The following is a 24,540-nucleotide window of genomic DNA, read 5'->3' as shown; positions in this document are numbered from 1 at the left end:
CGTCGTTCCATTCAACGTTTATGCTGGCTGATCCACCGCTTTCGCGAGCAGGCTCGCTCCTACAGGGATTGTGTTTGCAGCGGAGTTGAGGATCATCTGCGCCGCCTTCTCGGCAATCATCAGCGTCGGCGAGCAGGTGTTGCCCGAGGTGATGCGCGGCATGATCGAGGCGTCGGCGATGCGCAGGCCGGGGATGCCATGGACCTTGAGCTGCGCATCGACCACGGCGTCGGCGTCGTTGCCCATGCGGCAGGTACCCACCGGATGGAAAATCGTGGTGCCGATCCGCGCGGCGGCTTCGTGCAGCTGTTCTTCGCTTTGCAGGCTGTCGCCGGGCAGATATTCCACGGGATTGAAGGGGCGCAGGGCCGGCGCGGCGACGATGCGCCGGGTCAGTCGAATGGCATCGGCGGCGACCCGCAGGTCTTCCGGGTGGCTCAGGTAATTGGGTTGAATCAGTGGTGCTTCTTGCGGGTTGGCCGAGCGGATGTCCACCCGGCCACGGCTTTGCGGGCGCAAATCGCAGACCGAAGCGGTGAACGCCGGGAACGCGTGCAACGGTTCGCCAAAACGCTCCAGCGACAGCGGTTGTACGTGATATTCGAGGTTGGCTGAAGTCTGCTCCGGCCCCGAGCGGGCAAAGGCGCCCAACTGGCTCGGCGCCATGGACAGCGGACCGCTGCGGTCATACAGGTAGCGCAGGCCCATGCCCAGCTTGCCCCACAGGCTGCCGGCAATCTGATTCAGGGTGCGGGCATTTTCCAGCTTGTAGATCAGCCGCAGTTGCAGGTGATCCTGCAGGTTGCCACCCACACCGGGTAGCTCATGGGTGACGCCAATGCCCAGCCGTTCCAGCAGCGGACGCGGGCCGATACCGGAGCGTTGCAGGATGCTGGGCGAACCGACGGAGCCGGCACACAGGACGATTTCCTTGCGCGCCTTGAAGGTTTTCGCCTGGCCTTGCCAGCGGGCGCTGACCGCCGAGGCGCGACCATTGTCCAGCAGTACGCGGTCGACTTCGACACCGGTCAGCACGGTGAGATTGGGACGCTGGCGCACCGGTTTGAGAAAGGCCTTGGACGCGTTCCAGCGGATGCCGGCCTTCTGATTTACCTGGAAGTAACCGCAACCTTCGTTGTCGCCCTGGTTGAAGTCATCGATGCTGGCGATGCCGCTTTGTTCTGCGGCGCTGCGGAACGCATCGAGAATCGGCCAAGACAGGCGCTGGCGTTCGACTCGCCATTCGCCCGCGGCACCGTGAAATTCGGCGGCGCCGGCAAAGTGGTTTTCACTCTGCTTGAACAGCGGCAACACGTCTTGCCAGCTCCAGCCAGGGTTGCCGTCGGCGGCCCAGCGGTCGTAGTCAGCGGCCTGGCCGCGCATGTAGATCATGCCGTTGATCGATGAGCAGCCACCCAGCACCTTGCCGCGCGGGTAGCTCAGGGCCCGACCTTGCAAGCCCGGTTGCGCTTCGGTCTTGAAGCACCAGTCGGTGCGCGGGTTGCCGATGCAGAACAGGTAACCCACGGGGATGTGAATCCACGCATAGTTGTCGCGGCCACCGGCTTCGAGCAGCAACACGCGATGTTGCGGGTTGGCCGACAGTCGATTGGCCAACAGACACCCGGCCGGCCCGGCCCCGACCACGATGTAATCGTATTCATCCAGAGAAGTCTGCATCCCTGATCTCGTTTTGTTGTTCTTGTTGTCTGTCATCCTAGTTGTTAGCTTTCGTCAAAAGAATGTTAGTTTTTGCGCAGCCGCTGTGCGTTTTTAAACAGCATCCCGAACGGCAAAGAACAAGGACGATTCATGTTCGACTGGAATGACCTGCGGTTTTTTCTCGAATTGCAGCGCAGCGGGCGTTTGCTCACGGCCGCCCGCCGCCTGAACACCACCCATGCCACCGTGGCGCGGCACATCGAGGCCATCGAAAAGAGCCTCGGCACGGCGTTGTTCGTTCAACATGCCCAGGGATATGAGATGACCCCGGCGGGCGAGGCGTTGCTTAAACACGCCGAGGCGATGGAGAACGTGGCGTTGCTGGCCCAGGAGGAAATCACCCAGTCCACCGCGCCACTGGGCAAGATCCGCGTCGGGGTGACCGAAGGGCTGGGCATCATGTTCCTCGCCAGTCGCATGAACGGCTTGTTCGAACGCTATCCGGGGCTGGAGGTGGAACTGGTGGCGGTGCCACGTTTTGTCAGCATCCTCAATCGCGAGGCGGAAATCAGCATCCACCTCGAGCGGCCGGCCGCCGACATGCTGGTCACCCGCAAACTCACCGACTATCGCCTGGCGCTCTATGCCAGCCAGGACTATCTCGACCGCTCGCCGCCGTTGCGCAGTCGCGAGGACCTGGGGCGTCATGCGTGGATCGGCTATGTCGATGATTTGCTGTTCAGCCAGGAACTGATGTTCCTCAACAGCTTCTGCCGCAATCCGCAGGTGGTGTTTCACAGCACCAGCGTGATCGCCCAGCAACAGGCGGCGCGCTCGGGATTGGGGATTGCCGTGCTGCCGTGCTACATGGCCAGTGCTGATCCGGGGCTGGTGCCATTGTTGCCGGACGAAAGCATCCAGCGCAGCTATTGGATCAGCACCCGCCGGGAGCTGCACAAATCGGTGCGGTTGCGGGTGTTGTGGGATTATGTGGTGCAGTTGTGTGAGCGGGAGCAGGGGTTGTTGTTGGGCGGTGCCTGAGCTGACGCCTTCGCGAGCAGGCTCGCTCCCACATTGGAATGCGCTCCCCTGTGGGAGCGAGCCTGCTCGCGAAGGCGGCAGCACATCCAATATCCATCTTGAGGTTCAAGCAAGAATCTCGAACGCCGTGCTGGCCAGCCTTTCACCATTGACCATGACATGCACCGCATGGCGCCCCGCATAATGCCGGCGGGTAGTGAGCTCCTTGATCTGCTGACCACGGCTGACGGCTTCGACGGCGTTGCCGGGTAGGGTCAGCGCCTTGAGCTTGAACACCTTCGCCGAGGTGCTTCCATTGGCCTTGACGTAGTCGATGGCATAGTCGATCACCAGACGCTGACTGCTTGCAACGGTGGATTTGACGGCAAACGACAGGGTGATTTTTTCTCCCAGGCCAATGACCGGCGGTTCGACTTTCACACCGACGATCTCGACTTCGGGCTTGCCGCCCGCGCCGATAATCGCCAGTGCCCGCCGGTTGCCCTGTTTGATCAGGCTGCGCAGGGCGTGTCTGGCGATCCATGCGCTGTGCCTGTTGTCCAGCGCCCAGCCTTCGATCAGGTCCAGCACCCAGTCGGGGTGATCCTTGGTGATGTCGTTGAGGTGGTTGGCCACGGATTTGCGCACGTACAGGCTGGTGTCGGCCTTGAGGTTGTCGAGGATGTTCGCGGCGAGTGCCGGATCGGCCTGGATGGGCTCCAGCCGGAATGACCAGGGCAGGCGTGGCCGGCAGCCTTCGCTGGCCAGGCGGCGTACATGTTCGTTGTCATCCAGCGACCAGTCGCGCATCAGCTTGAGTGAGCGTTCGAGGTCGCTGCGCAGAAAATGACGGATCGCGAATTCCGAGGAGCCGAAGGCGGTGAAATACTTCAGCGCGTCCATTGACTGATCGAACGCATGGGCGCCGTAGCTGGCGACATAGTGCGGCAGGCACATGCTGACGAAGCCGCTGTTGAGGCGCGGGGCGAGGGCGCGCAGCACTTGCAGCGACGCCTCGTAGTCCAGGGGGAGCACGGCGTGCAGGCACTCGCTGACCCGGGCCATGCGCTGCATGACGCTGAGATCCGCCAGGCCGGACTGGGCCAGCTTCAGGAAACGCCTGGCCTCGAATGGCGGATAGACCGCGGTCATTTCGCTGGCGATGTGCTGGAGGCGCTCGGCGTTGAAGATTTCCTTGAGGGCCGGAGAGGGTTTGTCAGCCATGGTGGCTCCTTGGCGATTGTTGTTGATCCATCACACCGCGTCATCGTTCATCGCGAGCAGGCTCGCTCCTACAGAAGAGCGTATAAGCGACAAAGATCCAGTGTGGGAGCGAGCCTGCTCGCGAAGGCGTCCTCAAATTCACCTCAATTCTTTCCCGCTTGCTCCTGCAGTTGATCCGACTCGAATAACCTGGCCAGTTCCGCCCGGGCTTCCTGCGCCGTCTGCAGCACTTTCACCGCGTCGTCATACACCGCATGCTGGGCTTCAAGCACCACTTCGTCGTGCTGCTTGAAGCGCTTGATCCGCGCATCCGCCTGGGCCTGGGTCAATCCCAGGCCGATCAGGGTTTGCCGGCTCATTTCCAGGCTCGAATAATAGGTTTCGCGCACGGCGTGAGCGCCGACGTCCATCAGCCGGTGCACATGCTGACGGTTACGGGCACGGGCGATGATCTTCATATGCGGATAGAGCTTGCGCACCAGTTCGGCGGTCTTGATGTTGGTGTCCGGGTCGTCGGTGGCGATCACGAAATACTCGGCTTCCCCGACCTTGGCCGCGCTGAGTATTTCCGGGCGCATCGGGTCGCCATAGAACACCGGCACGCCACCAAAGCTGCGGGACAGTTCGATGGTTTCCACCGAGGTGTCGAGGGCCACGAACTTGATGTTCTGTGCGCGCAAAATCCGCGCAATGATCTGGCCCATGCGACCCATGCCGGCGATCACCACCCGTGGCGCGTCGGTGTCGATTTCGCGGAACTTCTCCGGTACTTCCACCGGTTGCACTTTCGGGCTGACCAACTGCGCGCAAATCAGCAGCAACAGCGGTGTCACGGCCATGGACAGGGTGATGGTCAACACCAGCAAGTCATACAGTTGCGCCGCGAACAGCCCATGATCGCGACCGATCTTGAACACCACAAAGGCAAATTCACCACCGGCCGCCAACACGATACCCAGGCGGATCGCACTGACCTTGTTCAAGCCGCCGGCCAGGCGACCAACAATAAACAGCAGCGGCAGTTTGATCGCGATCAACAGCAGAGTCAGGCCCAGCACTGCGACCGGTGTGCTCAGCAACAGGCTCAGGTTCGCACCCATGCCGACGCTGATGAAAAACAGCCCGAGCAACAGGCCCTTGAACGGTTCGATCTGGGCTTCCAGTTCATGGCGATACTCGGAATCCGCCAGCAGCAGGCCGGCGAGGAAGGCGCCCAGGGCCATGGAAATGCCGACCAGTTCCATCAGCCAGGCCGTGCCGATCACCACCAGCAACGCCGTGGCGGTTGAGACTTCTGGCAGTGCGGTTTTGGTCACCACGCGAAACACCGGTCGCAGCAGATAACGCCCGCCGATCACCACCACGGCGATGCTGGCCAGCACTTGCAGGCCGTGGTTCAGGTTTTCACTGGCGGTGGTGCTGTGATCGCCACCGGCCAGCAACGGCACCATGGCGATCAAGGGGATTGCGGCGATGTCCTGAAACAACAGGATGGCGAACGCGAGCCGCCCGTGGGGGCTGGTCAGTTCCTTGCGTTCGGCCAGGCTTTGCAGGCCGAATGCCGTGGACGACAGCGCCAGGCCCAGGCCGAGGACGATCGCGGTGTTCAACGGCTGGCCAAACAGCCACAGCGCCACAACGCCAATCACCGTGCCAGTGAGCAGCACTTGCGCCAGACCGACGCCGAACACTGATTTGCGCATCACCCACAAGCGTCGCGGCGACAGTTCCAGGCCGATGATGAACAGCAGCAACACCACGCCGAGTTCGGAAATGTTAGCGACGCTTTGCGGGTTGTCGATCAGGCCCAGCACTGACGGGCCGATGATCACCCCGGCAAACAGGTAGCCCAGAACTGCCCCCAGTTGCAGGCGCTTGGCCAAGGGAACGATGAGCACGGCCGCCATCAGAAATACGACAGCGGCTTGTAGCAGGTTGCCTTCATGGGGCATGGACGAAACTCCAGAACTCGACACAGCGGGGGCGTCAAGGATAAAGGCTGGGCTCGCTGAAGATCTACCGTGGGATGTCAGTTACCTCAATGCAGTCGTGCCGTCGCCTTCGCGAGCAGGCAATGGTTGCCAATCGAGGGCAAATCTGGGAAAACGGCGCCCATCAGGCCCTTGAGGGCGAGTGAACATACGAGTGAATTCAATGAATGACGAGCTTCAGGTAATCGATCTGCAAGTGGGTGACGGAAAAGCCGCCGTCAAAGGCGCACTGATCACCACCCAGTACCGTGGCTGGCTGGAGGACGGGACCGAATTCGATTCTTCCTATAGTCGTGGCAAGCCCTTCCAGTGCGTGATCGGTACCGGTCGGGTTATCAAGGGCTGGGACTTGGGCATCATGGGCATGCAGGTCGGTGGCAAGCGCAAGTTGCTGGTGCCGGCGCATCTGGCCTATGGCGAACGCACCATGGGCAAGATCACGCCGAATTCGAACCTGATCTTCGAAATTGAACTGCTGGAAGTGCTGACGCGGGATGATTGACTTGTAGCTTGCCAGAGCTCCGCTCTATCGGCGACCATATGCGCCATATAGGGGTAGGGGGTATAGGTATGTCGCACATTCACGAACACAAAGATGACTTGATCAAGCGGGTGAGGCGGATTGCCGGTCAGGTGGAAGCCGTGGAGCGGGCGCTCGAGTCCGATGCCGATTGCGCCAAGACCCTGCATCTGGTGGCCGCGATCCGGGGCGCGGTCAATGGTCTGCTGGAGCAGTTCATCGACGCCCACGCCCGCGAGCACGTGGCCCATCCGGGCCTGAGCGATGAAGAACGCGCCCAGGGCGTGGAAGACCTGTTGCTGGCCATCCGTCGTTATGCCAAATAGAGGCCCGAACCCCATGACACAGACACCCCAGGCTTCGCGCTTTTCTCACGACCATGTATTTCTCGGCGCTTCCCATGATGAAAACGCCCGTCGCACCTTATGGGTGGTGGCGCTGACGTTTGTGATGATGATTGGCGAAATCGCTGCCGGTTACATCACCGGTTCCATGGCGTTGCTGGCCGATGGTTTTCACATGGCCACCCATGCCGGGGCCTTGGGTATCGCGGCGGCGGCCTATGGGTTCGCACGGCGCAATGCCAATAACGCGCGCTATAGCTTCGGCACCGGCAAGGTCGGGGACCTGGCCGGTTTTGCCTCGGCCATGGTGCTGGGGCTGGTGGCGATCGGCATTGCCGGTGAGTCCGTTTTTCGCCTGTTTCAGCCAACCACCGTGGCATTCACTGAAGCGACGGTGATTGCGGTAGTGGGGCTGGCGGTAAACATCGTCAGTGCCTTTTTGCTGGCGGGCGACCACGGTCATCATGGCCACGATCACAGCCACGGCCATCATCACCATCACGACAACAACCTGCGCTCGGCCTACGTCCATGTGTTGGCCGACGCCTTGACGTCGGTGCTGGCGATTGCCGCGTTGCTGGCGGGGCGTTATCTGGGGTGGGTGTGGCTGGACCCGGTGATGGGTATTGTCGGCGCCATCGTGATCGCGAAATGGGCCGTTGGATTGTTGCGTGCCAGCGCTGCGGTGTTGCTCGACGTCACCGATGCCCATGTTGCCGATGAGATTCGCGAATTGCTCAAGTCGGACGATGTGCGTATCAGCGATCTGCATGTGTGGCAGGTCGGCCCGCAGGCGCGGGCCGCGATTGTCAGCGTCGTGGCGGCAGCCAATGTCAGTGCCGACACCATTCGCGAACGCCTGGCGCCGGTCCATGAGTTGTCTCACCTGACCGTCGAATACCGCACTGCTTGAGCGGTTTTCGCTCAGTCACCGAACAGCGCAATCCGTCCATTCACGGACGGGCGGTAATGCCAGCTCAGGCGATCCAGTGCCGGCTTCATCGCCAGAACTTGCCGGACGGTAGCGCCGGCAATGCATAACGCCAGGCGTTGCCCCGGGCATTGATGGCGCCCCGCACCAAAGGTGAAGCTGCGCCGGTTCGGGCGATCGAGCAGGAAGGTATCGGGGTTGTCGTTGAGCTGCGGGTCGCGATTGGCCGAGGCCAGCAACACCAGGATCACGTCTGCGGCATTCAGCCTCACCCCGTCAATCTCGCAGGGGGCGGCGACGAAGCGGCGGGTGTTCTGTACCGGCGGGTCGAAGCGCTGCACTTCGGCCAGCAGGTATTCGACAGGGGTTGGCTCACTGCGCAACGACGGCTGTTGAATCAATGCCAGCACGGCGTTGCCGATTAGCCCTGCAGTGGCCTCGAAGGTCTGGGAGAACAGGCCGATCAGATTGGCAATCAACGTTTGCGGCGCACCGGACGCGAAGCGCTGTCGGATACCTGCAAGCAATTGGCTGTGGTTGTGCGGATCGTCGAGCAATTCGACGAAATAACCGCTCAACTGTTCGGCGGCAGCGTGGGCGGCGGTCAGCTGCGCCGCAGTACTCAGGGGCGACAGGCAAGCCACGAAATCCGCCGTCAGTTCGCTGATGACACGGCCCTGAGCCGGGGTGAATCCCAACAACGCCGCCACCACGCACACCGGCCCACGGAACATGGCGTTGTACAGGCCGGCGGCATCGGCGGTGTTCAATCGGGCGCTGACCAGAGCCTCGACTTCCCGCGCATCGATCAACTCCAGACCCGGCGCAATCGCCGACCGTGGGCAACGCTGGCGCTCGCCCTCATTCATGCGCATCAATTGACCGTACACCTGGCCGGCAATGCCATCGGCAATCGCCTTGGGGACTGGCTCCTGCGCGGGGCGAACGTGGCAATCGGAATGCGCCAGCACGGCGGCCACCGCCCGGGCGCTGCTGGCCACCCACAGGTTCAGCCCCGGATGAAAAACCAGCCCGCCTTCGGCACGCAGTTGTGCGTAGTAGGGATAGGGATCGGCATGGGTCGTAGCGATGATCGGGTCCATGGGTGAGAGCCTTTTGTTGTCGGAAAGTGTTGCTACTATCTCCAGTCCGAAAGGGCATTGATTCGTCCGGGAGCGAAATATGAGCGCAGAACAACACGACATTGGCGTCTCGCAGGTGGCGGCAGCCATCGCCGAGCCTGCACGGACGAAAATCCTCTGTTCGCTGATGGACGGCCACGCCCGCACCAGCACCGAACTGGCGGCGGTGGCCGAAGTCAGCGCGTCGACGGCCAGTGCCCACCTGGCCAAACTCAAGGAGCTGGCGCTGGTACGGTTGCACGTTCAGGGACGTCATCGCTATTACAGCCTGGCGGACAAGCGCGTGGCCCAGGCCCTGGAGGCGCTGATGGTGATCGGCCAGAACACCGCGCCGGGCTTCCAGTCGCGTACCCCGGATCGCCTGCAGTTTGCCCGCACCTGCTACGACCACATGGCGGGCACCCTGGCGGTGCTGTTGCATGACCGGATGCTCGAAGCGGGCTGGCTTGAGGAAACCGACGAACAGGCCTATCGCTTGAGTGACAGTGGCTCGGCAATGTTTCAGGGGCTCGGGATCGAGGTACAGGACTTGAGCACCTTACGCCGCCGCTTTGCCTGCCCGTGCCTGGACTGGAGCATGCGTCGGCCGCATCTGGGCGGATCGCTGGGCGCGGCATTGCTGCAAACGGCGCTCAAGCGCAAGTGGGTGACCCAGGATCTGGACAGTCGCGCGTTGGCGTTGACGGCGTTGGGGTGCAAGGAGTTTGGAAGGCGGTTTGGAATCGAATTGCCGTTGGTGGTTGAGGGTAATGTCAAAGTTTCGCAAATTACGGCAGGTTCGGTGGAGTTCGGGAATATTCGCTGACTGACGATACGTGTATTCCAGTTGTCTTTGTGTTGAATGAAATGCCGTCATCGCGAGCAGGCTCGCTCCCACAGGGGGCGTGGTGGGTTTGTCAGTACAATGCAAACAAAAAGCCCCCCATCGGTCACCCGATGGGGGGCTTTTGTGCGTCTGGCGTCAGATCAAACCTTGACGATCCAGCCCGCTGGCGCTTCGATGTCGCCGGTTTGCACGCCGGTCAGCTCTTTGTAGAGCTTCTGGGTGATCGGGCCGACTTCGGTTTCGCTGTGGAACACGTGCAGGTGGTCGTTGTAGTTGATGCCGCCAATCGGCGTGATCACCGCAGCGGTACCGCAAGCACCGGCTTCCTTGAAGTCGGAGAGCTTGTCGATGAACACGTCGCCCTCGATCACTTCCAGGCCCAGGCGCGATTTGGCCAGTTCGATCAGCGACAGACGGGTGATGCCCGGCAGTACCGATGGCGAGTTCGGGGTCACGAACTTGTTGTCGTGGGTGATCCCGAAGAAGTTGGCCGAACCGACTTCCTCGATCTTGGTATGGGTCAGCGGATCCAGGTAGATGCAGTCGGCGAAATGCGCCTTCTTGGCCTGGGAGCCCGGCATCAGGCTGGCGGCGTAGTTGCCACCGACCTTGGCGGCGCCGGTGCCTTGTGGCGCGGCGCGGTCGTAGCTGGAGATCAGGAAGTTGTGCGGGGTCAGGCCGCCCTTGAAGTAGGCGCCGACCGGGATGCAGAAGATCGAGAAGATGAACTCCGGCGCGGTACGCACGCCGATGTTGTCACCCACGCCGATCACGAACGGGCGCAGGTACAGCGCGCCGCCGGTGCCGTACGGCGGGATGAAACGCTCGTTGGCGCGGACCACGTCCTTGCAGGCTTCGACGAATTGTTCGGTGGACACCTGCGGCATCAGCAGGCGACCGCAGCTGCGCTGCATGCGTGCGGCGTTCCGGTCCGGCCGGAACAGGTTGATCGAACCGTCCTTGCAGCGGTAGGCCTTCAGGCCTTCGAAGCACTGCTGGCCATAGTGAAGGGCAGTGGAGCCTTCGCTGATGTGCAGCACGTTGTCTTCGGTCAGGGTGCCTTTGTCCCACTCGCCATTACGCCAGTGCGACAGATAGCGCTTGTCGGTCTTGATGTAGTCAAAACCCAGCTTGTCCCAATTAATGCTTTCGTTACCCATGACACCCTCTATCACTTAACAACCGCCGAAACGGTTCAAGGCTTCTGACGTTTTTTGGATGGGGACAACAATACTTCATTCCGGGCCCATTTCGCAGCCCAGATTGCGTTCCTTGTAGGAGCGAGCTTGCTCGCGATGGACGTCAACGATAACGCGTCTCGTCTGAATGACCGCGTTGTCCTGACGTTTTTCGCGAGCGAGCTCGCTCCTACAGGTGCAATGCGTGGCCAAGGGCCCGCAACGCCGCTTCCTGCACCGCCTCACCCAGCGTCGGATGCGCATGGATGGTGCCGCCGATGTCTTCCAGGCGTGCGCCCATCTCCAGGCTCTGGGCAAACGCCGTGGACAGCTCCGACACGCCGACGCCCACCGCCTGCCAACCGACAATCACATGATTGTCGCGACGGGCGACCACGCGCACGAAGCCGCTTTTCGATTCCAGCGTCATCGCCCGGCCATTGGCGGCGAACGGGAAGCTGGACACGATGCAGTCCCAGCCTGCGGCCTTGGCTTCGTCCGGGGTCTTGCCGACCACCACCAGTTCCGGGTCGGTGAAGCATACGGCGGCGATGGCGGTGGGGTTGAACTCGCGGGATTTACCGCTGATCAGCTCGGCGACCATCTCGCCCTGGGCCATGGCCCGGTGCGCGAGCATCGGTTCGCCGCTCAGGTCGCCGATGGCATAGACGTTGCGCATGCTGGTCTGGCAGCGGCTGTCGATCTTGATCGACGAACCGTTCATGTCCAGGTTCAGCGCTTCGAGATTCCAGCCCTGGGTGTTCGGCTTGCGACCGACGGCCACCAGCACCTGATCGGTTTCCAGGTTCAGGGTCTCGCCGTCCGGTTCCAGTACCTGCAAGGTATTGTTAGAAGAATCAAAGCCTTGCACGCTGTGTTTCAAGTAAAGCTTCACGCCGAGTTTTTTCAGTTCGTCGTGCACAGGCTGGGTCAGTTCGGCGTCGTAGGCCGGCAGGATGCGCTCCTGCGCTTCCACCACGCTGACTTCGGCGCCGAGCTTGCGATAGGCAATGCCCAGCTCCAGGCCGATGTAACCGCCGCCGACCACGATCAAGCGCTTGGGCACGGAGGTCGGCGCCAGGGCTTCGGTGGACGAGATGATCGGCCCGCCAATTGGCAGCATCGGCAGGTCGACGCTCCTGGAGCCGGTAGCCAGCACCAGGTGTTCGCACTGGATGCGCGTGTCGCCGACGTCCACGGTCTTGCCGTCGATGACCTTGGCCCAGCCTTGTACGACCTGAACCTTGTTCTTTTTCAGCAGCGCCGCGACGCCGGTGGTCAGGCGATCGACGATGCCGTCCTTCCACTCGACGCTCTTGGTGATATCGAGGGTCGGTGCCGAAACGCTGATGCCCAGGGCCGAATGCTGATTGTGATGCCGGGTCTGGTGGAACTGCTCGGCGACATGAATCAGCGCCTTGGACGGAATGCAGCCGATGTTCAGGCAGGTGCCGCCCAGGGATTGGCCTTCCACCAGAATGGTCGGGATGCCCAACTGGCCGGCACGGATCGCGGTCACATAACCGCCGGGGCCGCCGCCGATGATCAACAGTGTGGTATTGAGGGTCTGCATGACTTACTCCACAAACAGGGTCGCAGGTTGTTCGAGCAAGCCACGAATGGCCTGGATGAAGAGCGCCGCGTCCATGCCGTCGACCACGCGGTGATCGAAGGAGCTGGAGAGGTTCATCATCTTGCGGATCACGATCTGGCCTTTGATCACCATTGGCCGTTCGACGATCTTGTTCACACCGACGATCGCCACTTCCGGCAGGTTCAGCACCGGCGTGCTGACGATGCCGCCCAAGGCGCCGAGGCTGGTCAGGGTGATGGTCGAGCCGGACAACTCATCGCGGCTGGCCTTGCCATTGCGTGCAGCGCTGGCCAGACGAGCGATTTCCGTCGCGCTGTCCCACAGGCTGCGGGCTTCGGCGTGACGCACCACCGGCACCATCAGGCCGACATCGCTCTGGGTCGCGACGCCGACGTGTACCGCACCGAGGCGGGTAATGACCTGGGCTTCGTCGTCGTAACGGGCGTTCATCTGCGGGAAGTCACGCAGGGCGACGACCAGGGCGCGGACCAGGAATGGCAGCAAAGTCAGCTTGCCACGGGTGGCGCCATGTTTTTCGTTGAGGTGCGCGCGCAGCTCTTCCACAGCCGTCACGTCGATTTCTTCGACATAACTGAAGTGGGCGGCACGCTGGGTGGCGTCTTGCATGCGCTGGGCGATCTTGCGGCGCATGCCGATCACCGGGATCTGCTGCTCATCGGTACGTTGGGCGTAAGCTGCCGCCACCGGTGCCGAAGCGTTCGACTGACCCTGAGCCAGGTAGGCTTCGAGATCTTCGTGCAGTATGCGGCCGGCCGGGCCGGTGCCACGCACCAGGCGCAACTGAATACCGAGGTCCAGCGCATGCTTGCGCACGGCCGGGGAGGCCAGCGGACGCTCATCGGCTTCGCGAGCGACCATCGGGCCCTGGCAAACGGCAGCTTTCGGCGCCGGGGCAGCGGCCGGTTTGCTTTCAGCCACGGCTTCAACTTTGACTGCGGCCATCGGGGCTTCTTTAACAGGTGCCGGTTGCGCCGATTCCTTAACGTTGCCCGCGCCTTCGACTTCAATGCTGATCAGCACGCTGCCGACCGCCATGACTTCGCCCGGCTGGCCGCCAAGGGCAATCACCTTGCCATGCACCGGCGACGGAATATCCACCATCGCTTTATCGGTCATGACATCGGCCAGTACCTGATCTTCGACGACGATGTCGCCGACCTTGACGTGCCACTGTGACAATTCAACTTCTGCAATGCCTTCACCAATGTCCGGCATTTTAATGACGTGCGTGCCCATTCAGACCTCCATGACCCGTTTCAACGCCGCGCCCACTCGGGACGGGCCTGGGAAATACGCCCACTCTTGCGCGTGCGGGTAAGGGGTGTCCCAACCGGTGACGCGTTCGATCGGCGCTTCCAGGTGATGGAAGCAATGCTCTTGCACCAGCGACACCAGTTCGGCGCCGAAACCGCAGGTGCGGGTGGCTTCATGAACCACGACGCAGCGGCCGGTTTTCTTCACGGATTTGACGATGGTTTCCAGGTCCAGCGGCCACAGGCTGCGCAGGTCGATGACTTCGGCATCGACGCCGCTTTCTTCAGCGGCTACTTGCGACACGTAGACGGTGGTGCCATAGGTCAGCACGGTGACGTCCTTGCCCGGACGGGCGATCGCAGCAACGTCCAGTGGTACGGTGTAGTAACCGTCCGGCACCTGTGCCGCGGGGTGTTTCGACCACGGGGTTACCGGGCGTTCGTGGTGGCCGTCGAAGGGACCGTTGTACAGGCGTTTGGGCTCAAGGAAGATCACCGGGTCATCGTTTTCGATGGAGGCGATCAACAGGCCTTTGGCGTCGTAGGGGTTGGACGGCATGACGGTGCGCAGACCGCACACCTGAGTGAAGAGTGCCTCGATGCTCTGGCTGTGGGTCTGGCCGCCGTAGATGCCGCCGCCGCAGGGCATGCGCAGGGTCATCGGTGCGGTGAACTCGCCAGCCGAGCGATAACGCAGGCGGGCGGCTTCGGAAATGATCTGATCGTAGGCCGGGTACACGTAGTCGGCGAACTGGATCTCCACCACCGGGCGCAGACCGTAGGCACCCATGCCCACGGCGGTACCGACGATGCCGCTTTCGGAAATCGGCGCGTCGAACACCCGGGAGGTGCCGTATTTGCTCTGCAGGCCTTCGGTGCAGCGGAACACGCCGCCGAAGTAGCCCACGTCCTGGCCGAAGACCACGACGTTGTCGTCACGTTCAAGCATCACATCCATGGCCGAGCGCAGGGCCTGGATCATGGTCATGGTGGTCGTGGTCATGGCGGTTTCCAGCTCGATTTTGTTGTTGTGATCGTTCATGTCAGATCCCCAACTCCTGACGCTGGCGCTTCAAGTGCTCCGGCATCTCTTTGTAGACGTCTTCGAACATGGTCGCGGCGCTCGGAATCTGGCCGCCGGCGAGGGTGCCGTACTGTTCGGCTTCTTTTTGTGCGGCGATCACTTCGGCTTCCAGTTCGGCGCTGACGGCGGCGTGTTCCTCTTCGGACCACTGGCCGATCTTGATCAGGTGCTGCTTGAGGCGTGCAATCGGATCACCCAGCGGGAAGTGGCTCCAGTCGTCGGCGGGACGGTATTTGGACGGATCATCGGAGGTCGAGTGCGGGCCGGCACGGTAGGTGACCCATTCGATCATGGTCGGGCCGAGACCGCGGCGCGCACGTTCGGCGGCCCAGGCAGAAGCGGAGTAGACCGCGACGAAGTCGTTGCCATCGACCCTCAGGGAGGCAATGCCGCAACCGACGCCACGACCGGCGAACGTGGTGGCTTCACCACCGGCAATCGCCTGGAACGTGGAAATCGCCCACTGGTTGTTGACCACGTTGAGGATCACGGGAGCGCGGTACACGTGGGCGAACGTCAGGGCGGTGTGGAAATCCGACTCGGCGGTGGCGCCGTCGCCGATCCACGCCGAGGCGATTTTGGTGTCGCCCTTGATCGCCGAGGCCATGCCCCAGCCCACGGCCTGAATGAACTGGGTGGCGAGGTTGCCGGAAATGGTGAAGAAACCGGCGTCCTTGACCGAGTACATGATCGGCAGTTGCCGGCCCTTGAGCGGATCGCGCTCGTTGGACAGCAACTGGCAGATCAGGTCGACCAGCGGTACGTCGCGGGCCATCAGGATGCTTTGCTGGCGGTAGGTCGGGAAGCACATGTCGTCGATGTTCAAGGCCAGGGCCTGGGCGCTGCCGATGGCTTCTTCGCCAAGGCTTTGCATATAGAACGACATCTTTTTCTGACGCTGGGCGACCACCATGCGGTTGTCGTAGATCCGCGTCTTGAGCATGGCGCGCATGCCCTTGCGCAGGATCGCCACTGGCACGTTTTCAGCCCAGGGGCCGTGGGCATTGCCCTGGTCGTCGAGCACGCGGATCAGGCCGCGGGCCAGATCAGCCGTGTCAGCCGGTTCAACGTCGATTTGGGGTTTGCGCACCGTGCCTGCATCGGTCAGATGCAGGTAGGAGAAGTCGGTTTTGCATCCTGGACGGCCCGAGGGTTCGGGGACGTGCAGGCGCAGCGGTTCGTACGCTTGGGTCATGGCTTCTACGCTCGATCTTGTGAATTTCTTGTAGTGAGCTGACAGATTTCGTTCGGTAGAAGAAATCTTGTCCTACAACAATCATAGGCCCGGCCAAGAAGAATATTTCTCTCTGTTTCGTTGCGTTGAAGGTCATTTGCAGATAAAAAACCTGCATAAGCATAAAAAACAGGTGGTTTTGTCTCATGCGTAAACTGGACCGTACTGACATCGGCATTCTCAACAGCCTTCAGGAGAACGCCCGCATCACCAATGCCGACCTCGCACGCTCGGTGAACCTGTCGCCGACGCCGTGTTTCAACCGGGTCAAGGCCATGGAAGAACTGGGAGTGATCCGCGAGCAAGTGACGCTGCTGGATGCCGACCTGCTGGGATTGCACGTGAACGTGTTCATTCACGTCAGCCTGGAAAAGCAGGTAGAGGAGGCGTTGCAGCATTTCGAAGAAGCGATTTCCGATCGCCCCGAGGTGATGGAGTGCTACCTGATGGCCGGCGACCCGGACTATCTGATCCGGGTGCTGGTGCCGACCATCCAGTCGCTGGAGCGCTTCATGATGGACTTTCTGACCAAGGTGCCGGGGGTGGCGAATATCCGTTCGAGCTTTGCGCTCAAGCAGGTGCGCTATAAGACCGCGCTGCCGTTGCCGGCGAATGGGCTGACGCTGGGTAACTGAAAATCAAGGATCGCGCCTTGTAGGAGCTGCCGAAGGCTGCGATCTTTTGATTCTGGCGACAGATGGATCGCTGAAGATCAAAAGATCGCAGCCTTCGGCAGCTCCTACAGGGTTAGAGCTTGTTGATCGGGATTTTCAGGTAGGTCACGCCATTGTCTTCGGCCGGCGGCAGGTCCCCCGCCCGCACATTCACCTGGATCGCCGGCAGCAACAGCGTCGGCATGCCCAGCCCGGCATCACGCCGGATGCGCATGTCGACGAAGGCGGCTTCGTCGATGCCGTCGCGCACGTGGATGTTGCTTTTGCGTTGTTCACCCACAGTCGTCATGTACTGGGAGGAACGGCCCTCGGGCGGGTAGTCGTGGCACACGTACAGGCGCACGCTGGCGGGGAAGGCCAAGAGCTTGTGGATCGAGGCGTACATCTGGTTGGCATTGCCGCCGGGAAAGTCGCAGCGCGCGGTGCCCACGTCCGGCATGAACAGCGTGTCGCCGACCAGGATCACATCGTTGCCGATCAGGTAGGCCATGTCCGCCGGGGTATGACCGGGCACGTGCAGGGCGGTGGCCCTGAGGTTGCCGATCATGAACGATTCGTCGGGGGCGAACAGGTGATCGAACTGCGATCCGTCGACGCAAAAGGCAGGCTCCAGATTGAACAGCGCCTTGAACACGTCCTGCACCTTGCTGATCGACTCGCCAATGGCGATCTTGCCGCCCAGTTGCCCGCGCAGGTAGGGAGCGGCGGACAGGTGATCGGCGTGGGCGTGGGTTTCCAGCAGCCATTGCACCTGCAAGTGACGGGCGCGGACGAAGGCGATGATTTTGTCGGCCTGGGTGGTCGCGGTACGCCCGGAGGCCCCGTCGTAATCGAGCACCGGATCGACAATCGCACACTGCCCGCCATCCGCCTCGTAGACCACGTAGCTGTAGGTCGAGGAGGCAGGGTCGAGGAAAGCTTCAATCAGCGCGGGCATGGACACGGACCTGTACAGGGGTAGAAAACTCAGTCATGGGTTGCAACACTTTATGTAAAAACATAATGTTCGCAGCTTAAGTGACGTTGAAGGCATCCTGCAAATGCAATCCAGTCTGACCGAATGTGAAGTCGCCCAACTGCGCGCCTCGGCCTCCAAGGCGTGTGCGCTGCTCAAGGCCCTGGCCAATGAAGATCGCCTGTTGATCCTGTGCCAGTTGACCCAGGGTGAGCGCAACGTAGGCGATCTGGAAAAAATGACCGGCGTGCGCCAACCGACCCTGTCCCAGCAATTGGGCATCCTGCGCGATGAAGGACTGGTCGCCACCCGTCGTGAAGGCAAGTACATTTTTTACGGTCTCGCCAGTCACGAAGTGATCCAGGTGATGAAAACCCTCTCCGGGCTTTATTGCGGGGCCGTGCTTAAAAGCTGGGTTCAATCTTAATGCCAGCTAACACACCGAACCTGTAGGAGCGAGCCTGCTCGCGATGGACGTAATGGCACCGCGTTTATACAGATAACACGCGTAATCGTTGGCGACCATCGCGAGCAGGCTCGCTCCTACAGTAGTTTTGTATTGCGGCTGGAAGAAATTTGCCTGCAGCAAAAGGAACAAGCAATGAACGATCAACACTGGGGCCCATCCATCAGTGCAGATATCGTGGTGATCGGCGGCGGCACGGCGGGCATTGGCCTTGTCGCCAGCCTGCTCAAGCGTAGCCCGCATCTGAACATCACCGTGATCGAACCCGACTCCCGGCACTACTGAGAACTCCCTATGTTGCTGGCAAGTCTGTTTGGCGTAGTGATGGGGTTGGTGCTTGGCTTGACCGGCGCTGGTGGCGGTATCCTTGCGGTCCCGGCCCTGGTGTTGGGGTTGGGCTGGAGCATGACCCAGGCCGCTCCGGTGGCGTTGTTTGCGGTGGGCAGTGCGGCAGCGGTCGGCGCCATCGATGGTTTGCGCCATGGCCTGGTGCGTTATCGCGCGGCGCTGCTGATCGCGGCGTTGGGCGCGGTGTTTTCGCCGGTGGGTATTTATTTTGCCCATCAGTTGCCGGAAAAAATCCTGATGATCCTGTTCAGCCTGCTGATGGTCGTGGTGGCCGGGCGGATGTTGCGTCGCGAGCGCAAGGACGAGGGCCCCAGCGATCACGGTCACGCCAACTGGGGCCAGAAGAACTGCATGCTCGATCAACAGACCGGGCGCTTTTCCTGGACCGCCAAATGCACCGCGACCCTCGCCGCGCTCGGGGCAGTGACCGGCGTGGTCTCGGGATTGCTGGGGGTGGGCGGCGGCTTTCTGATCGTCCCGGCGTTCAAGCAACTGACCGATGTGCAGATGCGCGGGATCATCGCCACCTCGCTGATGGTGATCAGCCTGATTTCCGCCATCGGCGTGATCGGCGCCTTCCAGGCCGGGGTGCGCATCGACGGTTCGGGCATTGCCTTCATCGTCTCCAGCATCGTCGGCATGATCATCGGCCGCAAGCTCTGCGCCCGGGTGCCGGCGCGGGCGTTGCAGGTCGGGTTCGCCAGCATCTGCGTCGTGGTCGCTGCGTACATGCTGATAAAAGCGGGCGCTTGACTTGTAGGAGCCCGGCTTGCCGGCGAAGGGGGCTTCAAGTGCGCCTTCTCCGGCAAGCCGGCTCCTGCGAAAAGCGGTTCTTTACAACTTTAGTGGCTTGCCCTGCCGACAAGCGGTCGTACGCCATAGTGGTCACGCACCGCCGGCCACTCCAAAGCACCTGAAAACCAGCCCCAAGGCAGCGTATGGCGCCGCCGGTCAGGTTTCGATAATCGCCTCCGACACTCAGTCCCCCGTTTCGGAGCGCGCCATGCACAACAATAAGAACGTCACGCATCGTTTTCTGCCGGCCTTTATCGCCAGCCTGTCGGCCCTTGGCCTGAGTCAGGTGGCCGAGGCGGATATCATGCTGTACGACAAGGACCAGACCACGTTCTCCACCGACGGCTACATCAACGCCTTCTACGTGAACAGCGATGTCGACCGCGCCGGCGATCAGTTCGACCGTCGACAGTCGCGGGTCAAAATGGGGTTCCTGCCCAACTACCTGGGATTCAACATGGGCAAGCAGGTAGACGATCTCAAGCTCGGTGCCCGCGCCTCGTTCTGGGTCACCATCAACGACAGCCAGACCAACGGCACCGACACCGCCATCGATGTGCGGCAGTTCTTCGGCACCGTGGCCAATCCGGAGTGGGGCGAAGTGCTGATCGGCAAAGACTTCGGGCTGTTCGCCCGTTCCAACATCCTGCTCGACGAAATGCTCGCCGGTTACGGTCAGGTCAGCGATACGCTGGGGCTGGTGGATGGCGGCGGGGTGTCGTTCGGCAACATTGGCACCGGTTACCCGTATCCGTTCCCGACCTCGCAGATCACCTATCGCACCCCGGTGATGGACGGTCTGCGTGTGGCGGTCGGCATCATGGACCCGGTGGATACCAACGACAGCAGCCCGACGGGCAAGGCCTATCAGGAAAACCCGCGTACCGAGAGCGAAGTCACCTATCAGTTCGACCTGGCCGGGGCAAAGATCTACAGCTGGGTCAACGGCAGCTACCAGACCTCGGACAACACCGATGCCACGGTCGAGACTGTCACCTCCAAGGGAGTCGGTTATGGCGTGCAGGCGAAGATGGGCGGCTTGTCCCTCACCGGGTCGGGTTTCCAGGCCAAGGGCATCAACCCGTTTTTCACCAACAATGCCGGCGAGCCGACCCTGCGCAACGTCGACAGCGACGGCTACCTGATGCAGGGCTCCTACAAACTGGGCAAGAACCGCCTGGCCTTGTCCTACGGCAAGACCAACGACGATGGCAACGGCGTGGTCGGCAGCGGCGCGGATTACGAGACCCGCGGCATCGCGTTGTTCCATGACGTGAACGACAACCTCAAGCTGGTGGCCGAGTACAACCAGTTCGAAATCAACGGCCACGACACTGACGAACAGAACGAAGACACCGACACCTTTGCCGTGGGCGCAGTGCTGACCTGGTAACCCCGGGAGGTGGCCCTGGCCGTGCGCATCGCGGCAGGGGTCGCCAACCGTCTCATCCCATCGAAGCGGCTACCCGCTACCCAAGTAGCATTCGTCGCCCCCCACAGACTTCGTACACTCGTGCCTCATACACACGCACCTGCGGGAGGTAAGGATGCAGCAGAGCGAAGGCGTCGTCAGTGCAATGTCCCAGGCCACCGATGCCCGGCAGGTCGCGCAGGAACTGGCCCGACAGTTGTTGCATCCGCACCTGGGGTTCGTGCTGTTCTTCTGTTCCGCCGAGTACGACTTGCAGGCGCTGGGCCAGGCCTTGCAGCAAAGCTTCGGCGGCATTCGCCTGGCGGGCTGCACCAGCGCCGGGGAAATCACCCCGCTGGGCTACGGACGCAATTGCGTGACGGCGGTGGGCTTCGATCACCGGCACTTTTCCATCGCCATCGAGCTGATCGACCAGATGGAGCACTTCAGCCTGATCGACGCCCAGCAGATGGTCGAGCGCCTGGTCAGCGGCTGTCGCAGCAACACCCTGGCCCCGATCAAGGGCAACAGCTTTGCCCTGACCCTGCTCGATGGCCTGTCCAGCCGCGAAGAAATGGTCCTGGCGGCCTTGAGCGCGGCACTGGGCGACATTCCGCATTTCGGCGGCTCGGCCGGCGACGATAACTACCTGACCCATACCCATGTGTACTTCGATGGCGAGTTTCACAGCGGCGCGGCCGTGGTGGTGCTGGTCAATACCTGGCTGGATTTCGAAGTGTTCACCACCCACCACGTGCTGCCCCGCGCCGAGAAGTTGGTGGTCACCGGGGCCGACAGCGCCTCACGGCGGGTCTTCGAGCTCAATGCCGAGCCGGCCGCCGCCGAGTACGCCCGGCACATCGGCGTGCCGGTGGCGCAGCTCGATCACCGGGTCTTCGCCGCGCATCCGTTGGCGGTGCGGATCAACCAGCAGTACTACGTGCGGGCCATCCAGCAGGTGCATTCGGACCTGAGCCTGAGTTTCTACTGCGCCGTGGAAAACGGCATCGTCCTCACCGCCATGACCCCGGGGCCGATGCTGCCGAACCTGCAGAGCCTGTTCGAAGGGTTGCAGGAGCGCCTGGGGGATTTGCTGCTGACCATCGGTTGCGACTGTTTCCTGCGGCGTCTGGAACTCGAAGACGACGGCAGCCTCGATCAGATCGGCTCGTTTTTGCGTGAGCAACGGGTGATGGGTTTCAACACCTATGGAGAACAGTTCAATGGCATGCACATCAACCAGACCTTCACCGGCGTTGCCATTGCCCGCGGCCGTGCCCCAGGACATCGCTGAGCTGCAGGCCGAACTGGCCGGGCTGCGCCTGGAAAACCATAAACTGCAGCGCATCAATGGCGCGCTGATCGAACGGGTCGAGTCTGGGGTGACCCGCGGCAACGATCCGTACGCGGCATTCCAGCATTCGGTGGTGCTGGCCGAGCAGGTGCGCGAGCGTACCGATGCCTTGAATCAGGCCATGGCCGAACTCAAGGCCGGTAATCATTTGCTCAGCGAAGCCCGCCTGCGCGCGGAAACGGCGCATCAACACCTGGTCGATGCCATCGAAAGCATTTCCGACGCCTTCGTGCTGTTCGACGCCGAGCAGCGCATCGTGCTGTTCAACAGTCGCTTCAAGGCTTTCTGGAGCAACAGCCGAGTGCGGATCAATGCCGGCATGCGCCTGACCGAGGTCAAGCGGTTGATGATGAACAACGGCCTGTTCACCGAAGAGTCGCGCGGGCATGCCGACGAAAACCTGCTGTACCGCCTGCAGAACGGGCGCTGGCTGCAAGTCAGCGAGCGGCCGACCCAGGAAGGCGGGCGGGTGATTCTGTTCACCGACATTACCGACGTCAAACTCAGCGAAACCGTACGCCGTGAACAGGCGGTGGCGCAGAAGTCCCATCTGTTGCAGCGGGCGGTCGACAACCTGTCCCAAGGGGTGGCGATGGTCAGCGCCGAGGGCATTCTTGAATTATGGAACCGGCGTTTCCTGGAGTTGAGCGGCCTGGCGCCGGTGGCGGCCCATCGCCCGTTTGCCGAAGTGATCGCCGACAGCGAGTTGAACCTGCTGACCCCGGCCAGTCGCGATGGCAACGGACGACCGGTGCGCGAATGCGAGCAGCGCCTGTTCGATGGCCGGGTCCTGGAAATTCGCACCCATCCGTTGCCCACCGGTGGTTTCGTCAACACCTTCACCGACATTACCGAACGCTACCAGCACGCCGAGGCGTTGAGTGAAAGCGAACACTGGATTCGGCTGATCACCGATCACGTACCGGCATTGATTGCCTACCTCAATGCCGACCTGGTCTACGAGTTCACTAACAAGGTCTACGAAGAATGGTACTGCTGGCCCCGCGGCGTGATGCTCGGCCAGAGCTTGCGTGAAGTGCACAGCGAACAGCATTACCAGCGGCTGGAGCCCTACGTGGCCAGGGCACTGGCCGGCGAGAGCGTGACCTTCGAGTTCGCCGAAACCAACGTCAACAACCAGGAGCGCTACATGCTGCGTTCCTATGTGCCCAACCGTCTGGCCAGTGGCGAGGTGGTGGGGATTTTCGTGCTGATCCGCGACATCACCGAACGCCGCCGCACCGCCGAGGCGCTGCATCAGGCGTATCAGAACCTGGAGCTGCGGGTGCGCGAGCGAACGGCGGAACTGACCACCCTCAACGACCAGCTGCTGCGCGAGATCGATGAGCGGCGCCTGGTCGAGTCACGCTTGCGCGAGGCCAAGCAGGAAGCCGAGCAGGCCAACCTGTCGAAGACCAAGTTCCTCGCCGCTGTCAGTCACGACCTGCTGCAACCGTTGAATGCCGCGCGACTGTTTACCAGCGCCTTGCTTGAACGGCGCGAGCCGATGTCCAGCGAGATTCTGGTGCGCAACGTGAGCAATTCCCTGGAAGATGTGGAGAACCTGCTCGGCACCCTGGTGGACATTTCCAAGCTCGATGCGGGGGTGATCAAGGCCGACATCGCGCCGTTCGCCCTCAGTGAACTGCTGGACAACCTGGCCGCCGAATACACCCAGGTGGCGCGCAGTGAAGGCCTGCAACTGCACTTCATCGGTTGTTCGGCGCTGGTGCGCAGCGACATCCAGTTGCTCGCGCGGATTCTGCGCAACCTACTGAGCAATGCAATTCGCTATACCTGCAGTGGTCGCGTGGTGCTCGGTTGCCGGCGGCATCGTCAGTGCCTGACGATCGAAGTCTGGGACAGCGGCATGGGCATTGCCGAGCATCGCCTGGAGGAGATTTTCCAGGAGTTCAAGCGCGGTGATGTGCAGCGACCCGATCAGGATCGCGGCCTGGGCCTGGGCCTGGCGATTGTCGAGAAAATTGCCGGCATCCTCGGGCATCGCATTCATGTGCGCTCGTGGCCGGGCCGGGGCTCGATGTTCTCGGTCGAAGTACCGTTGAGCGCCACCGCGCCGAAACCGCCGCCGACGTTGCAGATGAGCGAGCCGATGCTCGAGCGCCTGCGCGGTGCACGGATCTGGGTGCTGGACAACGACTCGACCATCTGTGCCGGCATGCGCACCTTGCTGGAGGGGTGGGGGTGTCAGGTGGTGACGGCGCTGTCGGAGGAGGATCTGGCGCGGCAAGTGGACAACTATCACGCCGAGGCCGACCTGCTGATCGCCGACTATCACCTGGACAACGATCAGAACGGTGTCGATGCGGTGGCAAGAATCAATGCCCGTCGTGCCTCACCGATTCCGGCGATGATGATCACGGCCAATTACAGCAATGAACTCAAGCAGCAAATCCGCGAACTGGGCCACACCCTGATGCACAAGCCGGTGCGGCCGATGAAGCTGAAGACGGCGATGAGTCATTTGCTTGGCCGGCCTTGAGATCTCGGCG

21 protein-coding genes and 1 pseudogene are annotated in these 24,540 nt (G+C 61.8%); 12 read left to right on the top strand and 10 right to left on the bottom strand.

What is annotated here, in order from left to right:
* Nucleotides 1-18: 18 nt before the first annotated feature.
* Nucleotides 19-1,680, bottom strand: coding sequence for a GMC family oxidoreductase (locus KGA83_RS05130; protein ID WP_115947439.1), 1,662 nt, complete (start codon nucleotides 1,678-1,680; stop codon nucleotides 19-21).
* A 132-nt stretch (nucleotides 1,681-1,812) separates the two neighbouring features.
* Here KGA83_RS05130 and KGA83_RS05125 point away from each other — a divergent pair, with 132 nt between their 5' ends.
* The gene (locus tag KGA83_RS05125; RefSeq protein WP_108215968.1) at nucleotides 1,813-2,703 is read left to right on the top strand and encodes a LysR family transcriptional regulator; all 891 of its coding nucleotides are present in this window, start codon (nucleotides 1,813-1,815) and stop codon (nucleotides 2,701-2,703) included.
* Between the two features lie 105 nt (nucleotides 2,704-2,808).
* Here KGA83_RS05125 and KGA83_RS05120 read toward each other — a convergent pair whose 3' ends face one another.
* On the bottom strand, nucleotides 2,809-3,906 hold the full coding sequence (locus KGA83_RS05120) for a DNA alkylation repair protein (RefSeq protein ID WP_223528884.1): 1,098 nt from the start codon (nucleotides 3,904-3,906) through the stop codon (nucleotides 2,809-2,811).
* A gap of 143 nt (nucleotides 3,907-4,049) precedes the next feature.
* Nucleotides 4,050-5,858, bottom strand: a complete 1,809-nt coding sequence (locus KGA83_RS05115; protein ID WP_115947441.1) for a monovalent cation:proton antiporter-2 (CPA2) family protein — start codon at nucleotides 5,856-5,858, stop codon at nucleotides 4,050-4,052.
* Nucleotides 5,859-6,060: 202 nt separating this feature from the next.
* Between KGA83_RS05115 and KGA83_RS05110 the strand changes: the two genes are divergently transcribed.
* The 3 genes from KGA83_RS05110 to dmeF all read left to right on the top strand — a co-directional run bounded on the left by KGA83_RS05110 (nucleotide 6,061) and on the right by dmeF (nucleotide 7,674).
* On the top strand, nucleotides 6,061-6,399 hold the full coding sequence (locus KGA83_RS05110; protein WP_150673256.1) for an FKBP-type peptidyl-prolyl cis-trans isomerase: 339 nt from the start codon (nucleotides 6,061-6,063) through the stop codon (nucleotides 6,397-6,399).
* 68 nt (nucleotides 6,400-6,467) lie between these two features.
* A complete protein-coding gene (locus tag KGA83_RS05105) occupies nucleotides 6,468-6,743 on the top strand; it encodes a metal/formaldehyde-sensitive transcriptional repressor (RefSeq protein WP_108215964.1) in 276 nt (91 codons plus the stop codon).
* Nucleotides 6,744-6,756: 13 nt separating this feature from the next.
* Complete coding sequence (gene dmeF / locus KGA83_RS05100; RefSeq protein ID WP_223528881.1) at nucleotides 6,757-7,674, top strand: CDF family Co(II)/Ni(II) efflux transporter DmeF; 918 nt, start codon at nucleotides 6,757-6,759, stop codon at nucleotides 7,672-7,674.
* 11 nt (nucleotides 7,675-7,685) lie between these two features.
* Here the strand turns inward: dmeF and KGA83_RS05095 are convergent, their stop codons facing one another.
* Complete coding sequence (locus KGA83_RS05095; RefSeq protein ID WP_223528878.1) at nucleotides 7,686-8,795, bottom strand: cytochrome P450; 1,110 nt, start codon at nucleotides 8,793-8,795, stop codon at nucleotides 7,686-7,688.
* A 79-nt stretch (nucleotides 8,796-8,874) separates the two neighbouring features.
* Between KGA83_RS05095 and KGA83_RS05090 the strand changes: the two genes are divergently transcribed.
* Nucleotides 8,875-9,639, top strand: coding sequence for an ArsR/SmtB family transcription factor (locus KGA83_RS05090; RefSeq protein ID WP_223528875.1), 765 nt, complete (start codon nucleotides 8,875-8,877; stop codon nucleotides 9,637-9,639).
* Nucleotides 9,640-9,800: 161 nt separating this feature from the next.
* On the opposite strand, the gene KGA83_RS05085 is transcribed toward KGA83_RS05090, so the two are convergent.
* The 5 genes from KGA83_RS05085 to KGA83_RS05065 all read right to left on the bottom strand — a co-directional run bounded on the left by KGA83_RS05085 (nucleotide 9,801) and on the right by KGA83_RS05065 (nucleotide 15,985).
* Complete coding sequence (locus KGA83_RS05085) at nucleotides 9,801-10,820, bottom strand: branched-chain amino acid aminotransferase (RefSeq protein WP_108215960.1); 1,020 nt, start codon at nucleotides 10,818-10,820, stop codon at nucleotides 9,801-9,803.
* A 208-nt stretch (nucleotides 10,821-11,028) separates the two neighbouring features.
* Nucleotides 11,029-12,411 (bottom strand): dihydrolipoyl dehydrogenase, encoded by a 1,383-nt coding sequence (gene lpdA / locus KGA83_RS05080; protein ID WP_115947446.1) that lies wholly within the window; start codon nucleotides 12,409-12,411, stop codon nucleotides 11,029-11,031.
* A 3-nt stretch (nucleotides 12,412-12,414) separates the two neighbouring features.
* Complete coding sequence (locus KGA83_RS05075) at nucleotides 12,415-13,689, bottom strand: dihydrolipoamide acetyltransferase family protein (protein ID WP_115947447.1); 1,275 nt, start codon at nucleotides 13,687-13,689, stop codon at nucleotides 12,415-12,417.
* The gene (locus KGA83_RS05070) at nucleotides 13,690-14,748 is read right to left on the bottom strand and encodes an alpha-ketoacid dehydrogenase subunit beta (RefSeq protein WP_108215957.1); all 1,059 of its coding nucleotides are present in this window, start codon (nucleotides 14,746-14,748) and stop codon (nucleotides 13,690-13,692) included.
* Between the two features lies 1 nt (nucleotide 14,749).
* A complete protein-coding gene (locus KGA83_RS05065) occupies nucleotides 14,750-15,985 on the bottom strand; it encodes a 3-methyl-2-oxobutanoate dehydrogenase (2-methylpropanoyl-transferring) subunit alpha (protein ID WP_108215956.1) in 1,236 nt (411 codons plus the stop codon).
* 185 nt (nucleotides 15,986-16,170) lie between these two features.
* On the opposite strand from KGA83_RS05065, the gene bkdR reads away from it, so the two are divergent.
* A complete protein-coding gene (gene bkdR / locus KGA83_RS05060) occupies nucleotides 16,171-16,659 on the top strand; it encodes a Bkd operon transcriptional regulator BkdR (protein ID WP_007976593.1) in 489 nt (162 codons plus the stop codon).
* 112 nt (nucleotides 16,660-16,771) lie between these two features.
* Here bkdR and KGA83_RS05055 read toward each other — a convergent pair whose 3' ends face one another.
* Entirely contained in the window at nucleotides 16,772-17,635 is an 864-nt protein-coding gene (locus tag KGA83_RS05055) for an MBL fold metallo-hydrolase (RefSeq protein WP_115947449.1), read from the bottom strand.
* Between the two features lie 103 nt (nucleotides 17,636-17,738).
* Here KGA83_RS05055 and KGA83_RS05050 point away from each other — a divergent pair, with 103 nt between their 5' ends.
* The 6 genes and pseudogenes from KGA83_RS05050 (at nucleotide 17,739) to nahK (ending at nucleotide 24,530) form a co-directional block, all read left to right on the top strand.
* Nucleotides 17,739-18,080 (top strand): ArsR/SmtB family transcription factor, encoded by a 342-nt coding sequence (locus KGA83_RS05050; RefSeq protein WP_108215954.1) that lies wholly within the window; start codon nucleotides 17,739-17,741, stop codon nucleotides 18,078-18,080.
* Nucleotides 18,081-18,254: 174 nt separating this feature from the next.
* Nucleotides 18,255-18,401, top strand: a pseudogene (locus KGA83_RS05045) (FAD/NAD(P)-binding protein); the annotation flags it as partial.
* Nucleotides 18,402-18,413: 12 nt separating this feature from the next.
* A complete protein-coding gene (locus tag KGA83_RS05040) occupies nucleotides 18,414-19,220 on the top strand; it encodes a sulfite exporter TauE/SafE family protein (protein ID WP_108215953.1) in 807 nt (268 codons plus the stop codon).
* 250 nt (nucleotides 19,221-19,470) lie between these two features.
* Nucleotides 19,471-20,655: a porin gene (locus KGA83_RS05035; protein ID WP_115947450.1), complete on the top strand. Its 1,185-nt coding sequence runs from the start codon at nucleotides 19,471-19,473 to the stop codon at nucleotides 20,653-20,655.
* Nucleotides 20,656-20,809: 154 nt separating this feature from the next.
* Nucleotides 20,810-21,967 (top strand): nitric oxide-sensing protein NosP, encoded by a 1,158-nt coding sequence (nosP, locus tag KGA83_RS05030; protein ID WP_115947451.1) that lies wholly within the window; start codon nucleotides 20,810-20,812, stop codon nucleotides 21,965-21,967.
* Nucleotides 21,897-24,530, top strand: a complete 2,634-nt coding sequence (gene nahK / locus KGA83_RS05025) for a hybrid sensor histidine kinase/response regulator NahK/ErcS' (RefSeq protein WP_223528872.1) — start codon at nucleotides 21,897-21,899, stop codon at nucleotides 24,528-24,530. Before nosP ends, nahK begins: the two co-directional genes overlap by 71 nt.
* The last annotated feature ends 10 nt before the right edge of the window (nucleotides 24,531-24,540 follow it).

Source organism: Pseudomonas sp. GL-R-19 (assembly GCF_019956375.1).
Lineage (GTDB): Bacteria > Pseudomonadota > Gammaproteobacteria > Pseudomonadales > Pseudomonadaceae > Aquipseudomonas.
The sequence above is the reverse complement of the archived record's forward strand: the minus strand, read 5'-3'. Positions and strand labels throughout refer to the sequence as shown.

Bases quoted from the DNA above. Each gene is read 5' to 3' on its own strand.
- KGA83_RS05130 (WP_115947439.1), bottom strand. From the start codon at position 1,680: ATGCAGACTTCTCTGGATGAATACGATTACATCGTGGTCGGGGCCGGG.
- KGA83_RS05125 (WP_108215968.1), top strand. From the start codon at position 1,813: ATGTTCGACTGGAATGACCTGCGGTTTTTTCTCGAATTGCAGCGCAGC.
- KGA83_RS05120 (WP_223528884.1), bottom strand. From the start codon at position 3,906: ATGGCTGACAAACCCTCTCCGGCCCTCAAGGAAATCTTCAACGCCGAG.
- KGA83_RS05115 (WP_115947441.1), bottom strand. From the start codon at position 5,858: ATGCCCCATGAAGGCAACCTGCTACAAGCCGCTGTCGTATTTCTGATG.
- KGA83_RS05110 (WP_150673256.1), top strand. From the start codon at position 6,061: ATGAATGACGAGCTTCAGGTAATCGATCTGCAAGTGGGTGACGGAAAA.
- KGA83_RS05105 (WP_108215964.1), top strand. From the start codon at position 6,468: ATGTCGCACATTCACGAACACAAAGATGACTTGATCAAGCGGGTGAGG.
- dmeF (WP_223528881.1), top strand. From the start codon at position 6,757: ATGACACAGACACCCCAGGCTTCGCGCTTTTCTCACGACCATGTATTT.
- KGA83_RS05095 (WP_223528878.1), bottom strand. From the start codon at position 8,795: ATGGACCCGATCATCGCTACGACCCATGCCGATCCCTATCCCTACTAC.
- KGA83_RS05090 (WP_223528875.1), top strand. From the start codon at position 8,875: ATGAGCGCAGAACAACACGACATTGGCGTCTCGCAGGTGGCGGCAGCC.
- KGA83_RS05085 (WP_108215960.1), bottom strand. From the start codon at position 10,820: ATGGGTAACGAAAGCATTAATTGGGACAAGCTGGGTTTTGACTACATC.
- lpdA (WP_115947446.1), bottom strand. From the start codon at position 12,411: ATGCAGACCCTCAATACCACACTGTTGATCATCGGCGGCGGCCCCGGC.
- KGA83_RS05075 (WP_115947447.1), bottom strand. From the start codon at position 13,689: ATGGGCACGCACGTCATTAAAATGCCGGACATTGGTGAAGGCATTGCA.
- KGA83_RS05070 (WP_108215957.1), bottom strand. From the start codon at position 14,748: ATGAACGATCACAACAACAAAATCGAGCTGGAAACCGCCATGACCACG.
- KGA83_RS05065 (WP_108215956.1), bottom strand. From the start codon at position 15,985: ATGACCCAAGCGTACGAACCGCTGCGCCTGCACGTCCCCGAACCCTCG.
- bkdR (WP_007976593.1), top strand. From the start codon at position 16,171: ATGCGTAAACTGGACCGTACTGACATCGGCATTCTCAACAGCCTTCAG.
- KGA83_RS05055 (WP_115947449.1), bottom strand. From the start codon at position 17,635: ATGCCCGCGCTGATTGAAGCTTTCCTCGACCCTGCCTCCTCGACCTAC.
- KGA83_RS05050 (WP_108215954.1), top strand. From the start codon at position 17,739: ATGCAATCCAGTCTGACCGAATGTGAAGTCGCCCAACTGCGCGCCTCG.
- KGA83_RS05040 (WP_108215953.1), top strand. From the start codon at position 18,414: ATGTTGCTGGCAAGTCTGTTTGGCGTAGTGATGGGGTTGGTGCTTGGC.
- KGA83_RS05035 (WP_115947450.1), top strand. From the start codon at position 19,471: ATGCACAACAATAAGAACGTCACGCATCGTTTTCTGCCGGCCTTTATC.
- nosP (WP_115947451.1), top strand. From the start codon at position 20,810: ATGCAGCAGAGCGAAGGCGTCGTCAGTGCAATGTCCCAGGCCACCGAT.
- nahK (WP_223528872.1), top strand. From the start codon at position 21,897: ATGGCATGCACATCAACCAGACCTTCACCGGCGTTGCCATTGCCCGCG.